Consider the following 13,221-nt stretch of genomic DNA (forward strand, 5'->3'; position numbering starts at 1 on the left):
ATAACCATTACGATGAAATGATGCTGGCCAGCAGTGTCAACGAGCCGGGGTGCCCACGTTGCGCCCTAGGCGCCGTCGTCGATTTGCTTGAAGCTTCAAACGTCTGGGAGACGGGATACATGGGCAGGCCATCGAGCGTGGCGATCTTCCGCTTGAGACAATGACCGACCGGCAACTCATGGCGATCATCCGAGGCGGATCACGTGAACCGTTGATTGAACCTGCGCTTATTTGCGATCCTATTCCCGAAACGACATAGCGGTGGATTGCGCAGCGCTTGGGGACTGATTTGGGGACCGACCTACCAAATATTTCAAATATATAAGGAATATCAGGTACTTAAACGCATAATATGGCGGAGAGGGAGGGATTCGAACCCCCGATAGGCTTGCACCTATGCCGCATTTCGAGTGCGGTGCATTCGACCACTCTGCCACCTCTCCAGGCGCCAATTGGGGTGATTCCTCACCCGCGGTCGGGGCGAGTTCTAGGCGAGGACGGCAGGCCAGACAAGGCGCGGTGCCAACAATTCCGAGGGGCCTGAAGCCCGAAAATGGAGCCTGGAATGGAGCATTTGACGGTTCAGGCCAACAATGCGGCGTTCCACGTCGCCCGGATCGGGACCGGGCAGCCGCTGTTGCTGCTGCACGGCTGGCCCGAATTCTGGCTGAGCTGGGAGCCGGCCATGACGCGGCTCGCCAACCGCTTCACGCTGTACGCCCCGGACCTGCGCGGTTTTGGCGACAGCGACAAGCCGGAGGGAATATTTGGGCCCGATCAGCAGGCCGCAGACATTTTGGCGTTGATGGACGCGCTCGGCCTGAAGCAGGCCGGCATCGTCGGGCATGATGTCGGTGGCGCGCTGATGCAGCCGCTCGCCCGCACTGCGCCGGCCCGCGTGGCCGGATTGTTCTTCTTCGATTTCGTCTATCCCGGCATCGGACCGCGGATGGCAGAGCCGGAGCGGCTCAATAATATCTGGTACCAATCTTTCCACCAGATGGAGATGGCCCCTCACCTCGTCGGCGCCACGCGCGAAAGCTGCCGGCTCTATATCGGTCATTTCCTGCGGCAATGGTCGCACCGCAAGCACGCGTTCGACGACGTGCTGGAGCAGTTCACCGACAATTTTCTTAAAGCCGGCAATCTCGCCGGCGGCTTCGCGCATTATCGCGCCGCCCATGCCGGCCGCGTCAGAATGATGAAAGGCGAAGCGCCGCAATTGGCTCCGATCGAAGTGCCGACCTGCGTTCGCTGGGCCGAGCACGATCCGCTGTTTCCCTATGCGTGGACCGATCGGCTCGGCGAGACGTTTTCCGATCTCGATCTCGCGATGTTTGGGAATGTCGGACACTTTCCGCATCGCGAGGATTCCGATCGCGCGGCAAGCGAAATTGCGGCGTTTTTCACGCGCATCGGCTGGATCTAGATCAGAAAAAGGTGGGGCCGCCAGACGCGACAAAACACTGACGGCCCCGTGCCGCTTCATCGAAATTCTGGCTGGGAAGTGCGGCTTCGCCGGCCAGAGGGGAGCGACAAGATGACGGTAGCAATGCGGGCGGAAACGGCAACGCGATCTCGATTTTAACCTAACCAGTCAACCTTACCGCGCGAGAGCAAGGGTTAATCCTTGCTCTTCTTCGCCTTCTTCTCGTCCTTGCCGTTATCCTTCCGGCGGTTGGTAAAGCGTGCATTGCCGAGCCCGGTACCGATGGTCAGTACGCCCCAGTGCTCGACATCCTGCATGAACGGAACCTCGGAAAGCCCCTGCGCCACGCCATCGTTGTGCATCAGCACCACGGTGTCGTGACCGCCGATCTCGGGAATCGCTTCCACGAGGCTCGCCGGCAGATTGAATTTGCTGCTCTCCCAATTGCCCGGCAGATTCTGCGCGCCCTTCTCGATCGTGCCGTCCTCGTTGATGACCCCGGGACAGGCGATGCCGATGAACGGCGCCAGCTTCAGGCCTTCCTTCTCGGATGCGGCGATCAGATCCTTCAGCATCGTGACCAGCCGTTTCACCGCGCCCTCGCGCGTCGGCTCGTCGTTGGCGTGCCGCCATAGTTCGGACTTCCACACCGCGGCTTTGGAGAGATCCGGCGCCTTCTTCCAGCGCGTTGCGACCACGCCGCAGCGGATGTTGGTGCCGCCGATGTCGACGGCGAGAATGCTGTCATGGGCTTCGAAGATCCATGACGGCGCCAGATGCAGCGTGCCGATCAGGCCGGCGTCATCGGGATGAAAACGGATCGGCACCAGATCGACCTTGAAGTCTGCGGCCTTGAGGATGATGTCGGTGCGGGCGATCGCGAGTTCGCCGACCCGGCTCTGCCGAAAGCCGCCGCCGACCACGATGCGTTCGGTATCCGCCCAGGCCTTGGTCTTGAGAAATTTCCCGGTCACATGGGCCAATTCCTGCGCGAATTCCTCGATCGCGCCGTGCACCAATGCCGAAGCATGGATATCGTCGCCGACCAGTGCCTCGTCGAGCTCGCTCTTGGCGATCTCCCCGGCGGATTTCTTGCCTAACGGATCGTCGCCGTTCTTCTTCAGCGGCTCGCGCAACCCGTCCAGAATCGCGCGAAACGCCCCCTTGCTGGCGCGATCGCCGAGAAAGCCGTCGTCGTCCTTCAGCTCGATATTGAAGCTGTCGACCTCCACCGACGGTAGCCGGGTGGCGCCGTGGCGGGCGATGCCCGTGGTCGTGACGATGTCTTCTGCCATGTTGCCCCTGCCCTGCCCGATTTCGGCAGGACAACGGGCAGGGAACCCTTTGGTTTCAAGGGGGACGAATGGCGAGTGGCGAATAGCAATTGGCGCGTCCGTTCCACCCCATTGGCCATTCGCTATTCGCCATTCGCCCTTTTCGGCCCAAATCCCTCATTTTTGGCTACTTTTCGGGTCCGTTTTCCTTGACTCATGGCGTTCAGCGGCTATAAGTCCCCGCATCCGGCGCGGGATTTCTCGCGCCGCTTGTTTTTGCGCGATTTTGAGGGGTTCGCCCCCGATCCGCGCGAAAATCGTACCCATAACGACTGACCAAAAAGCCGACCCGGGCAAACCCTTTATGGGACACGTCCGAGGCCGGGATCGAACACGAAGGAATAAAACGATGTTCGCAGTCATCAAAACCGGCGGCCGGCAATACCGCGTCGTTCCGGATGATGTGCTCGAGGTAGGCAAGATCGCCGGCGATGTCGGTACGATCGTGCAGCTTGGCGAAGTTCTGGTCGTCGGCGGTGACACGCCGGTGCTGGGTCTGCCGACGGTTGCCGGCGCTTCGGTTGCGGCCGAAGTGCTGGACCACAAGCGCGGCCCGAAGGTGATCGCGTTCAAGAAGCGCCGCCGCAAGAATTCACGCCGCAAGCGCGGCTATCGCGACGAGATCACGGTGCTTCGCATCACCGAGATCCTGACCGACAACGCCAAGCCTTCGATCGGCCCGCGGCCGAAGCGGGAAAAGGTTGTCGCTCCCGCCGCTGAAGGCAACGAGGCACCGAAGAAGGCGCCCGCCAAGAAGGCCGTGGCCAAGAAGGCGGTTGCGAAGAAGGCTCCGGCCAAGAAGGCCGCCGCCGCGAAAAAGTGATCGAAACGTTTCGAGAAATTGAAGCGTGATAAAAAGTGAAATGATTCCGTCAAGGAATTGATCTAGAACTTAAAGCGAAGTCGGAGACGGGCCATGGCTCACAAAAAAGCAGGCGGTTCATCGCGGAACGGACGTGATTCAGCGGGCAAACGCCTTGGAATCAAGACCTATGGCGGCGAGCACGTGATTCCCGGCAACATCATTGCACGTCAGCGCGGCACCACCTGGCATCCCGGCCTTAATGTCGGCATGGGCACTGACCATACTCTCTTTGCCAAGGTAGAGGGTCACGTCGAGTTTCGCGCAAAAGGCAATGGTCGCACGTTCGTATCGGTAGTTCCGATGGCGGAGGCGGCCGAATAGACGGTGGACACAGTTTGAGTCCGCCGGGTCCTGTTGAACCGGCGGAGTCAAAAAGGGCTCCAGGGGAGGCGGGAAACCGGCCTCCCTTTTTTGTTGCGCGTGTGCCGTCAGGACACGCGCAATGACCGAAGAGCTGCCTTCAAGGAGCCCTCCCATGTTGCAGGACATCCCCACCCCGGCCTTGCGCAAGGCAAGTAGCTGCGTCCTCGAGACCGAACGGCTGACGCTGCGCCGGCCCACCCTCGCGGACGTAAAAGCGATCGCGTATCTCGCCAACGATCGCCGCATTGCCGAAAACACCCGCCGGCTGCCACATCCCTATTTGCAGGATCACGCCGTCGAATTCGTGCGCGCGATGGCCGCGGATCGCCGCGAGACCGTGTTCCTGATCGAACACGCGCATTCGCCGATCGGCATGGTCGGCATCGATTGGCGCGAGCTGGACACGCCGGAACTCGGCTATTGGCTCGGCTTCGAGCATTGGGGCCGCGGTTTCGGCACCGAGGCCGCGCGCGCGGTGATCGACTTCTTCTTCGAGGAGTTCGATGCCGAGCACCTGATCTCGGGCGCACGCGTCGCCAACCCGGCCTCGCGCAACATCCTGGAGAAGTGCGGCTTCCAGTGGAGCGGCGTCGAGCTGCACCGCTTCGAGGCGCTGGGATCCTCGACCCCGGTCGACTGCTTCCGGCTGTCGCGCAGCGTGTGGTCGTCGCTGAAGAACTGGGGAAGCTCGACGCGGCGCGAGCGGTAGTTCACTTACCCTCCCCCTCTAGGGGAGGGTGAGGCATGAATCACACCGGCGGATTGACCACGATTTCCTCGCGTCCCAGCCTCTGCTCGCGCAGGAAGATATAGAGCCCGGCGCCGATGATGATGGCAGCGCCGATGAGGGTTGCCGGTGACGGCACGTCGCCCCATACGGCGAAACCGAAGATCACCGCCCACACGATCATCGAATATTGATAGGGCACGACGACGCTGGCGGGCGCCAGTTTCAGCGAGCGGTTGACGCATAGCAGCGCGGCCACCGAAATCAGCCCGGCGGTGGCGAACAGGCCGAGGCTGCCGAGATCAGGCGTGACCCAGCCGATCGGCGACAGCAATGCGCCGAGCAGGAACGTGCCGGCGAATTGCGACGATGCCAGCACGATATCCGGGGTCGCCCGCAGCGAGCGCGTGATCAGCATCAGGAACGCGAACGACACGCTGCCGCCGAGTGCGATCATCGCCGGCCAGCTCACGGTCTGCGCGGAGGGTCGCATCGCAATCAGCACCCCGCAGAAGCCGACCAGGATCGCGGTCCAGCGCCGCCAGCCGACGCGCTCACCGAGCACGATCCCCGACAGCGCGGTGACGAAAATCGGCGACGCCAGGTAATAGGTGATGACGTCTGCGAGCGGCAGATAGACGGTCGCGAGAAAGAACGCGGCGACCTCGAGCGTGGACAGCGTCACGCGGAGCAGTTGCAGCCACGGCCGCTCGAGGCGGGTGAATTCGGCGCGCTGCTTCCAGATCATCGGCAACAGCACAAGGAGCGCGGCGCAGGCGCGCAGCCACAGCAACTGCCCGACCGAATAGGTCGCGACCATGAATTTGCCGAGCGCATCGCCGAATGAGAACATGAAGATCGACAGCAGCATCAGCCCGATACCGGCCAGCCGCGCGGAGCGCTCGTCATAGGTCGACAATTTGGCGAATAGGCTCATGCTGCGATGCTTTAAAGACGGTGACGCCCGGGATGTCTATAGCGGCACGCCGCAGGCGCCCAGAACCAAAATCGCGAAAACAACCCCATGCAAAGTAGAATGGCACGCGTGCGAACCGGTCGAACTGAACCAATTGTCGCAGCCGCGGCGCTGCGATACCGATAGACCGGCGACAATCCAAAGAAACGTCCGAGAGGAAACCCTGATATGACCGACTTCGATCCCGCACAGCATCGCATGGTGAGTGAACAGCGCTGGTTCGAAGATTTTGTCCTCGGCGAGCGCTTCGTGATCCCGAGCCGGACCCAGACCTCGGCGGTGTTCGCCGCGTTCCAGACTGCGAGCGGCGATACCCATCCGATCCACTACGATGTCGAATATTGCCGCGCCCGCGGCATGCCGGATCTGCTGGCGCATGGCTTCCAGACCCTGGCACACACCGCGCCCGGCGCCGGGCTGTTTCCATACATCGTCGAGGAATCGATGATTGGCTTTCTCGAGCAGTCGAGCAAGTTCCTGAAGCCGGTCTATGCCGGCGACACCATCTATCCCGCGCTCGAAGTGACCGAACTGGTGCCCGGCCGCACCACCGGCGTGGTGACGCTGCGCTCGACCGTGTTCAACCAGCGCAAGGAGCTGGTGCTGGAAGGGATGCAGAAGTTTCTGATCCGCCGCCGGGCGGCCAAATAGATTTCAATGTATCTGAGACGGTAAGCGCCCGTTGCCACGAGCCATGTGGCGACGGCCGCGCCTGTCAGCCCAACAAATTACCGATGCCTGATTAAGTGCCCTGCCGACCCTACTTACGGTGGTAAGCGCCGGAATATCGCCAAAAGCCTCAAAAAGGCCCGAAAATTAAGGCTTTTTGCCAATATTGCGGGCTTTGAGGGTTGCCGCACCGGCGGCCTTGGCTTACCTAAGGCCCCAGCAGCACCCCATGTTCCGAATTGATGTTTAACGCGTTTTCCAGACGCGAGACGATGTCCCGTTCGCGCGAAAACGCTATGGTGACCCATGAAATTTCTTGATGAAGCCAAGGTCTATATCCGCTCCGGCGACGGCGGAAACGGCTGCGTGGCGTTTCGCCGCGAAAAATTCATCGAGTTCGGCGGCCCGTCCGGCGGCAATGGCGGCCGCGGCGGCGATGTCATCATCGAAGTGGTCGACGGGCTGAACACGCTGATCGACTACCGCTACCAGCAGCACTTCAAGGCGCAGAAGGGCGTCAATGGCATGGGCAGCGACCGCCATGGGGCCAACGGCAAATCGATCGTGCTGAAAGTGCCGGTCGGCACCCAGATCATCGACGAGGATCGCGAAACGCTGATCCACGACTTCACCACGCTCGGCGAAAAATTCGTGCTGGCCGAAGGCGGCAATGGCGGCTTCGGCAACGCGCATTTCAAATCCTCGACCAATCGCGCGCCGCGCAATGCCAATCCAGGCCAGGAAGGCGAAGAGCGCTGGATCTGGCTGCGGCTCAAGCTGATTGCGGATGCCGGTCTCGTCGGCCTGCCCAATGCCGGCAAGTCGACCTTCCTCTCGGTCGTCAGCGCGGCCAAGCCGAAGATCGCCGACTATCCGTTCACCACGCTGCATCCGCAGCTCGGCGTCGTGAACGCGCAGGGCCGCGAATTCGTGCTCGCCGACATTCCGGGTCTCATCGAGGGCGCGCATGAAGGCGCCGGTCTCGGCGACCGCTTCCTCGGTCACGTCGAACGTTGCCGCGTGCTGCTGCATTTGATCGACGCCACCTGCGAACATGCCGGCAAGGCCTACAAGACGGTGCGCACCGAACTCGATGCCTATGAGGGCGATCTCGCCAACAAGATCGAGATCGTGGCGCTGAACAAGATCGACGCGGTGACGCCGGACGAACTGAAGAAGCAGAAGGACCGGCTGAAGCGCGCCGCCAAGAAGACGCCGCTGCTGGTCTCGGCCGCGACCGGCGAAGGCGTGCCCGAAGCGCTGAAGGCATTGGTCGAAGTGATCGGCGAAGCGCCGGTGTCGCTGAAGGCCAAGGGCGGCGTCCAGCAGGCCGAGCCGTGGGCGCCGGCGAACCCGCAAGACTGATATCGAGGCAGATATCAGCCGCGACTTCCTTGGCTGCGCCACTTCCAAATCAGGAAGCCGGCGCGTATTGCTTCCCGACATTCCGCTTCGTCAGACCAAGCCCATGAAACGCCCCGCGCTCAAGAATTTTCGCCGCATCGTCGTCAAGGTCGGCTCCTCGCTGCTGATCGATTCCAATGCGGGCGAAGTCCGCGCGGCGTGGCTGGCGGCGCTGGCGGCCGATATCGCCAAGCTGCATGGCAAGGGATGCGACGTTCTGGTGGTCTCGTCCGGCTCGATCGCGCTCGGCCGCAGCCGCCTGAAGCTGCCGCGCGGCCCCTTGAAGCTCGAGGAAAGCCAGGGCGCTGCCGCGGTGGGCCAGATCGCGCTGGCGCGGATCTGGTCGGAGGTGCTCGGCGCGCACGGCATCGGCGCCGGACAGATTCTGGTGACGCTGCAGGACACCGAGGAGCGCCGCCGCTATCTCAACGCGCGCTCGACCATCGCCAAGCTTCTGGAATGGCGCGCGGTGCCCGTGATCAACGAGAACGACACGGTCGCCACCAACGAAATCCGCTATGGCGACAACGACCGCCTCGCCGCGCGCGTCGCCACCATGGCGAGCGCGGATTTGCTGATCCTGTTGTCCGACATCGACGGCCTCTATGACGCGCCACCGGGCGCCAATCCGAACGCCAAACTGATTCCGATCGTGGAGTCGGTCACGTCAGAGATCGAGGCGATGGCGGGCGCGGCCGAATCCGAACTGTCGCGCGGCGGCATGTATACGAAGATCGAGGCCGCCAAGATCGCGACCACCGCGGGCACGCATATGCTGATCGCGTCGGGCAAGATCGAGCACCCGCTGCAGGCGATATCAGACGGCGGCCGCTGCACCTGGTTCCTGACCCCCGCGAACCCTGTTACCGCGCGAAAACGCTGGATCGCGGGTTCGCTGGAGCCCAAGGGCACGCTGACCATCGACGCTGGCGCGGTCGCCGCCCTTCGCGCCGGCAAGAGCCTGCTGCCGGCCGGCGTGATCCGGATCGACGGCCAGTTCGCCCGCGGCGACGCCGTGGTGGTGCGCGGCCCCGATACCCATGAAATCGGCCGCGGTCTCGTCGCCTATGACGCCGAGGACGCCGAAAAGATCAAAGGCCGCTCCTCGCCGGATGTGATGGTCATCCTCGGCATCAGCGGCCGCGCCGAAATGATTCACCGCGACGATCTGGTGGTGGGCGGACCCCGGCATACCGATCAGAGCTGATCGGCCCATGACTCAAGTCGGACATGGTCCCATCTCCGAAAAGTACCAATTTCAGAAGCCGTTGCTTTACCAGGCGTACCGCACCACGCCCTTGCCGGCGTAGCTGGTGGTGACGCTGGAGAACTCGCCCTCGAAGGTGCCGGCGGCCGACCAGCCGTTCAGCCATTTCTTTTCGACGGACGCCGTCAGCAGCACGGCATCGCTGGCTTGCCGTGCGCCGTTGACGACGAAGGAGGCGCCCGGCAGCGTCTGGAAGGTGGTGCCGATGGCGCGATCAGGGTTGTAGTCGTGCGCCCAGGCCGCACGGCCGCGCAGCGTGAACACGCCGTCTTCCATCGCGAATGATTTATCGGTGCGGAGACCGAGTTCGCTGCGCGTCGCCGTCACGCTCCTGGCGCCATAGGCCAGCGCAAAGGTGTTGGCGCCCGATATCGCCTGTTCGGCATAGGCCGGCAGGTCGAAGGTGGTGAACTGGCCCGCGGCGTAGGGCGTCAGGCCGATGCCCTGCGTCACGAACCGGTAGCCGCCTTCGACGCGGCCCGACCAGGCGTTGGCGTTGAACTTCGCCTGCAACTGGTCGAGGCCCGCAATCGTCAGCGTGCGGTTGGTGGTGATGTCCTGCCAGCCATAGGCCAGCGCGCCGGAGAGATAGGCCGCACCGATATTGTGGCGGACGAACGCGCCGGCCTGGAACAGATCCGAGCGGCCCGAGCCGAGCCCGTTGGCGACGCTGAAATTGGTGCCGCCGCCGGCGAGCGCGAAACCGGCCAGCGCGTCCGGCGACAGCCGGTAGTCGGCGCCGACGGCCGTGCCATAAAGATTGCTGCTGGTATTGTTGGAGCCCTGCACCGCGTTGCCGCTGGTAGTCTGCGACCCGCCATAGCCCGCCGCCCACACGCTCCAGCGCTGCGCGAACGGATCGGCCGCCACCGGCGCCTTGCGATAGATCGCGGCCAGCGCGTCGTTCGGATTGCGCCTGGCGGTCTGCTCGTCGGCATAACCGGTCGCGCCGCCGCCGGCCGACACCGGATCGCCGCGCCCGGCCACGAACGGATCGGTCATCACGCCCATGAACTGGTTCATCGCGTTGAAGGTCGACTGCTGCGAGCCGGTCGTAACCTCGCCGTCCGACTGGGTGAGCTGCGCCGCCGTCAAGGACGCAAACGCCATCGAGATGCCGCCGGTGGTGTTGAAGAATCCGGTCAGGGCGTTGCCGACATTCTGCTGGTTCTGGTTCAACACGCCGCCGGGCAAAACGAAGCTCAGGTTCAGGTTGAGATAGGCATTGTTGATATCGTAGCTCAGCGTCGAGGTCAGGTTCGCCGGCTGGCCCGTCGTCACCAGCGCGCCAAAGGGGCCGTTCACACCGCTGGCCGCCGTGACGATGGTGTAGCGCTTCGAAATGTAGCTGCCGGCGGCATAATTGGCGCTCACCGTGGCGCCGTTGAGCGTGGCCGCACCAGTGACGTTCGTGAACGACGCCGTCGTCGGATTGACCTGCACCAGGTAGGTTGCCGCCGCCTGCAGCACCAGGCTTCCGGTGACGGTCATTGAGGTACCAGCGGTGCCGTTGCCCGGCGCGAACGTACCGCCATTGACGGTGAGGCTTTGTGTATTGCCGACACCGCTCAGATTGCCTGCCGCCATCGTAAACGTGCCGGTGGTCGTGCCATTGTTGCGGAACGTGCCGCTGTTGGTGATCGAGGTCGTCGTGATGGTTCCGAGATTGCTGACGGTTGCGCCGGCAGCGTTAATTAGCGACGTCGCACTCAGCGTGCGTCCCGCCGAAACGCTAATACCGATCGCATTGGTCGAATTGTTGGTCACCGTGGTAAGGTTCGCGAATGTGCCGCCGATGACGTTCAATTGAGCCGTGTCGTTGTTCGTGAATGTGTTGTTGTCTGAGAGAAAAAAACCGGTCTGGTTAAAGACGCCCGCCCCCTGATTAACTATGGCGCCGCTGATAAGGGATCCGGCGTTGACGACGGCCGAGTTGATCAAGCCACCCGTGATCCGGGAATTAGTGAGAAAGCTGTTCAGAGTGCCGCCGGTGATAGTTACACCGCCGTTGATGCTTGAGAATGCTTTGTTGTCAAAGGTGCCAGCCGTATTAGACAAGCCGCCTTGCAAAAGGCCGCCATTACTCACGGTTCCCGAGTTGGTCACCAGACCCGAGACAACGCCGCTAAAATTGTTGAAAGTGCCGCCAGTGCCGTTGCTCAACGTGCCTGTGACCGACGAATTGTTGTCGAAGGTGCCACCCGAAGTAATGCTCACGTTCGATGTGAGCGAGACGAAATTAGCCACCACAAGTCTGCCGGCCGATATCGACGTGCTTGTAAAGCTGTTGTCGCCGGATAACGTCAAGGTGCTGGCCGCGGCCTGTGATAAGGTTGTGCCGGACATATTATTGGCGATGCTGATCGCCTGGCCGGCACTGGCATTGTTGGTCAAAGTGGCGGCGTTGCTGAAATTAACGTCCAATCCGGTAAGGGTGTAAGACTTCGAGTTGGCGTCAAACGTCCAGGAATCCGGTGTGACCGTAGCCGACAGATTTACCGAAGGGTTGCCGGTACTGGCGAATTGCGCCGATGAACCGGCGGCTGTCGGCGCCCCGGCGGACCAGTTCGTCGGAGTATTATAGTCTGTAGTGGCGGTCGTGCTACCGGCCCCGCCCCAAACGCTTTGGGCCTGCGCGACACACGGAAGCAATGCCGCCCCTGCCAACGCTGTTCCGGCCAGAAGCAGCTTACGACTACGCGCAAAAATCGTCATTTCCTTCGCGGCGGAGATACAACCGCGCTCCTTGCAATGCGATTTGCCAAAAATTAATCGACCTACCGGCTTTGAAACCCGCAGGATCTATTGATTGACAGTCCTTTCTGGGCATGGCTTCACCCGTTAGGGTGAATGGCAATATTGTGGCTCGCGAACAGCAACTTAAACTCAAGCCAGATTGCTTTGCTGCGTTAGACCGGCTCAATTCTTCGGCCGGCCCAATGGATTGGAAAGTCAGATGTCGTTCGACGCGCCTAACCGGATGCTGGATGTCATTTATGAGGCAGCAGCCTTACCTGATATGTGGCCGGCCGTTCTCGACGACCTGGCTGAAATGGTCGGAGGCGTCGGGACAATTCTGCTTACCACTGATCCGCGCAACTTGCGGTGGACCTGCTCGGACTCGGTAAGACAATTGTTTTTGGACTTCCTGGAGGGGCGCTGGCATGAGCGCAACCCGAGGATGGAGAGGCTGGTTTTGAATCGGCACTCGGGATTTGTTCGCGAGATCGATATGTTTGGCGTCGACGAAATGGACAGTAGTCCGACGTTCCAGGAGTTTCTGCGTCCGCGCGGGTTCGGCTGGGCGGTAGGAACCGTTGTCCAAGTCCCCAGCGAGGACATGCTTGCCTTTAGCATCGAACGCCGCTTCGCAGACGGCCCCGTCGAAGACCAGCACATACCGACGCTGAATGCACTGCGACCCCATCTCGCGCGTGCTGCCTTGATGTCCGCCCGGCTGCGTCTTGGTCGCGCTCAGGGAATGGCCGAGTCTCTCAACAGAATGGGGTTGCCGTCGGCGGTTCTGCTCGGCGACGGCAAGGTCATCGCCACTAGCCCGCTTTTCGAGAAGCTTGGTGGACAAGTCATATCGAGAGCTTTCGGCCAGATTGCTCTTGCCGATGCAGGCGCAAATGCCTTGCTTTCAGAGGCCATCCAAAATCTCAATTCCTCAGAATATCAATTTGGTGCCAAATCGATCCCCGTGCCCTCAAAAGGCGAAAGCGCCGCGGTGATCGTTCACCTGATCCCGGTCCGCCGTTCCGCGCATGACATTTTCGGGCCAGCGATGAGCATTCTGGTAGTGACCCCGCTCGGTTCCTCCCAGTCTCTGCCCGACGAGCTTCTCAATGGGCTATTCGATCTTTCGCCGGCCGAGATTCGCGCGGCCAATGGACTCCTTCAGGGCAAAACCATCAACGAACTCGCGGCCAGCATGGGGTTGTCCCGAGAGACCATCCGAACCCAGGTGAAAGCGGTTTTGGCCAAGACCGGATCGGCAAGGCAATCCGACCTGGTTTCGCTGTTGGCGAATGTGAGCATACCTCGTTGGCATGGGCCGCAGTAAAACTTCAACGGTGCCGGCAAACCGGGAGGTAACGAAGGTGTTTGATGCTATTCGTGGCAACGGCAAACCGATCTGGATTTGACCGCTTGCCTCACCCGGCTCGGCCAATGGCCTAGCCACC

At 61.8% G+C, this 13,221-nt stretch carries 11 protein-coding genes, 1 tRNA gene and 1 pseudogene; 9 read left to right on the top strand and 4 right to left on the bottom strand.

Annotated features, from left to right (window positions below):
* Positions 1-353: 353 nt before the first annotated feature.
* Positions 354-443: transfer RNA gene (locus tag BLR13_RS16620), tRNA-Ser, on the bottom strand.
* Positions 444-565: 122 nt separating this feature from the next.
* Between BLR13_RS16620 and BLR13_RS16625 the strand changes: the two genes are divergently transcribed.
* Positions 566-1,429, top strand: coding sequence for an alpha/beta fold hydrolase (locus tag BLR13_RS16625; protein ID WP_074821756.1), 864 nt, complete (start codon positions 566-568; stop codon positions 1,427-1,429).
* 194 nt (positions 1,430-1,623) lie between these two features.
* Here the strand turns inward: BLR13_RS16625 and BLR13_RS16630 are convergent, their stop codons facing one another.
* Positions 1,624-2,724: an ROK family protein gene (locus tag BLR13_RS16630; protein WP_074821753.1), complete on the bottom strand. Its 1,101-nt coding sequence runs from the start codon at positions 2,722-2,724 to the stop codon at positions 1,624-1,626.
* A 388-nt stretch (positions 2,725-3,112) separates the two neighbouring features.
* Here BLR13_RS16630 and rplU point away from each other — a divergent pair, with 388 nt between their 5' ends.
* From rplU to BLR13_RS16645, 3 genes are all read left to right on the top strand, one after another.
* Entirely contained in the window at positions 3,113-3,586 is a 474-nt protein-coding gene (gene rplU, locus BLR13_RS16635) for a 50S ribosomal protein L21 (protein WP_074821750.1), read from the top strand.
* Positions 3,587-3,679: 93 nt separating this feature from the next.
* The gene (rpmA, locus tag BLR13_RS16640; RefSeq protein ID WP_074821745.1) at positions 3,680-3,949 is read left to right on the top strand and encodes a 50S ribosomal protein L27; all 270 of its coding nucleotides are present in this window, start codon (positions 3,680-3,682) and stop codon (positions 3,947-3,949) included.
* Positions 3,950-4,103: 154 nt separating this feature from the next.
* Entirely contained in the window at positions 4,104-4,700 is a 597-nt protein-coding gene (locus BLR13_RS16645) for a GNAT family N-acetyltransferase (protein WP_074821742.1), read from the top strand.
* Between the two features lie 40 nt (positions 4,701-4,740).
* Here BLR13_RS16645 and BLR13_RS16650 read toward each other — a convergent pair whose 3' ends face one another.
* Positions 4,741-5,655 carry a DMT family transporter gene (locus tag BLR13_RS16650; protein WP_074821739.1) on the bottom strand — a complete coding sequence of 305 codons (915 nt, stop codon included), beginning with the start codon at positions 5,653-5,655 and terminating at the stop codon, positions 4,741-4,743.
* Positions 5,656-5,862: 207 nt separating this feature from the next.
* Here BLR13_RS16650 and BLR13_RS16655 point away from each other — a divergent pair, with 207 nt between their 5' ends.
* The 3 genes from BLR13_RS16655 to proB all read left to right on the top strand — a co-directional run bounded on the left by BLR13_RS16655 (position 5,863) and on the right by proB (position 8,974).
* A complete protein-coding gene (locus BLR13_RS16655) occupies positions 5,863-6,345 on the top strand; it encodes a MaoC family dehydratase (RefSeq protein WP_074821736.1) in 483 nt (160 codons plus the stop codon).
* 324 nt (positions 6,346-6,669) lie between these two features.
* Entirely contained in the window at positions 6,670-7,728 is a 1,059-nt protein-coding gene (gene obgE, locus BLR13_RS16660) for a GTPase ObgE (RefSeq protein ID WP_074821733.1), read from the top strand.
* A gap of 103 nt (positions 7,729-7,831) precedes the next feature.
* Positions 7,832-8,974: a glutamate 5-kinase gene (proB, locus tag BLR13_RS16665; RefSeq protein WP_074831434.1), complete on the top strand. Its 1,143-nt coding sequence runs from the start codon at positions 7,832-7,834 to the stop codon at positions 8,972-8,974.
* 66 nt (positions 8,975-9,040) lie between these two features.
* On the opposite strand, the pseudogene BLR13_RS16670 reads toward proB, so the two are convergent.
* Positions 9,041-10,840: pseudogene (locus tag BLR13_RS16670) on the bottom strand (autotransporter domain-containing protein); the annotation flags it as partial.
* 85 nt (positions 10,841-10,925) lie between these two features.
* On the opposite strand from BLR13_RS16670, the gene BLR13_RS41735 reads away from it, so the two are divergent.
* Both BLR13_RS41735 and BLR13_RS16675 read left to right on the top strand, forming a co-directional pair.
* The gene (locus BLR13_RS41735) at positions 10,926-11,474 is read left to right on the top strand and encodes a hypothetical protein (protein ID WP_244525194.1); all 549 of its coding nucleotides are present in this window, start codon (positions 10,926-10,928) and stop codon (positions 11,472-11,474) included.
* 516 nt (positions 11,475-11,990) lie between these two features.
* The gene (locus BLR13_RS16675) at positions 11,991-13,100 is read left to right on the top strand and encodes a helix-turn-helix transcriptional regulator (RefSeq protein ID WP_079586269.1); all 1,110 of its coding nucleotides are present in this window, start codon (positions 11,991-11,993) and stop codon (positions 13,098-13,100) included.
* The last annotated feature ends 121 nt before the right edge of the window (positions 13,101-13,221 follow it).

The sequence above is a fragment of the Bradyrhizobium ottawaense genome, assembly GCF_900099825.1.
In the GTDB taxonomy this organism is placed as follows: Bacteria; Pseudomonadota; Alphaproteobacteria; order Rhizobiales; family Xanthobacteraceae; genus Bradyrhizobium; species Bradyrhizobium ottawaense_A.

Excerpts from the sequence above, each read along its gene's own strand:
- BLR13_RS16625 (WP_074821756.1), top strand. The coding sequence starts at position 566 with ATGGAGCATTTGACGGTTCAGGCCAACAATGCGGCGTTCCACGTCGCC.
- BLR13_RS16630 (WP_074821753.1), bottom strand. The coding sequence starts at position 2,724 with ATGGCAGAAGACATCGTCACGACCACGGGCATCGCCCGCCACGGCGCC.
- rplU (WP_074821750.1), top strand. The coding sequence starts at position 3,113 with ATGTTCGCAGTCATCAAAACCGGCGGCCGGCAATACCGCGTCGTTCCG.
- rpmA (WP_074821745.1), top strand. The coding sequence starts at position 3,680 with ATGGCTCACAAAAAAGCAGGCGGTTCATCGCGGAACGGACGTGATTCA.
- BLR13_RS16645 (WP_074821742.1), top strand. The coding sequence starts at position 4,104 with ATGTTGCAGGACATCCCCACCCCGGCCTTGCGCAAGGCAAGTAGCTGC.
- BLR13_RS16650 (WP_074821739.1), bottom strand. The coding sequence starts at position 5,655 with ATGAGCCTATTCGCCAAATTGTCGACCTATGACGAGCGCTCCGCGCGG.
- BLR13_RS16655 (WP_074821736.1), top strand. The coding sequence starts at position 5,863 with ATGACCGACTTCGATCCCGCACAGCATCGCATGGTGAGTGAACAGCGC.
- obgE (WP_074821733.1), top strand. The coding sequence starts at position 6,670 with ATGAAATTTCTTGATGAAGCCAAGGTCTATATCCGCTCCGGCGACGGC.
- proB (WP_074831434.1), top strand. The coding sequence starts at position 7,832 with ATGAAACGCCCCGCGCTCAAGAATTTTCGCCGCATCGTCGTCAAGGTC.
- BLR13_RS41735 (WP_244525194.1), top strand. The coding sequence starts at position 10,926 with ATGGCGCCGCTGATAAGGGATCCGGCGTTGACGACGGCCGAGTTGATC.
- BLR13_RS16675 (WP_079586269.1), top strand. The coding sequence starts at position 11,991 with ATGTCGTTCGACGCGCCTAACCGGATGCTGGATGTCATTTATGAGGCA.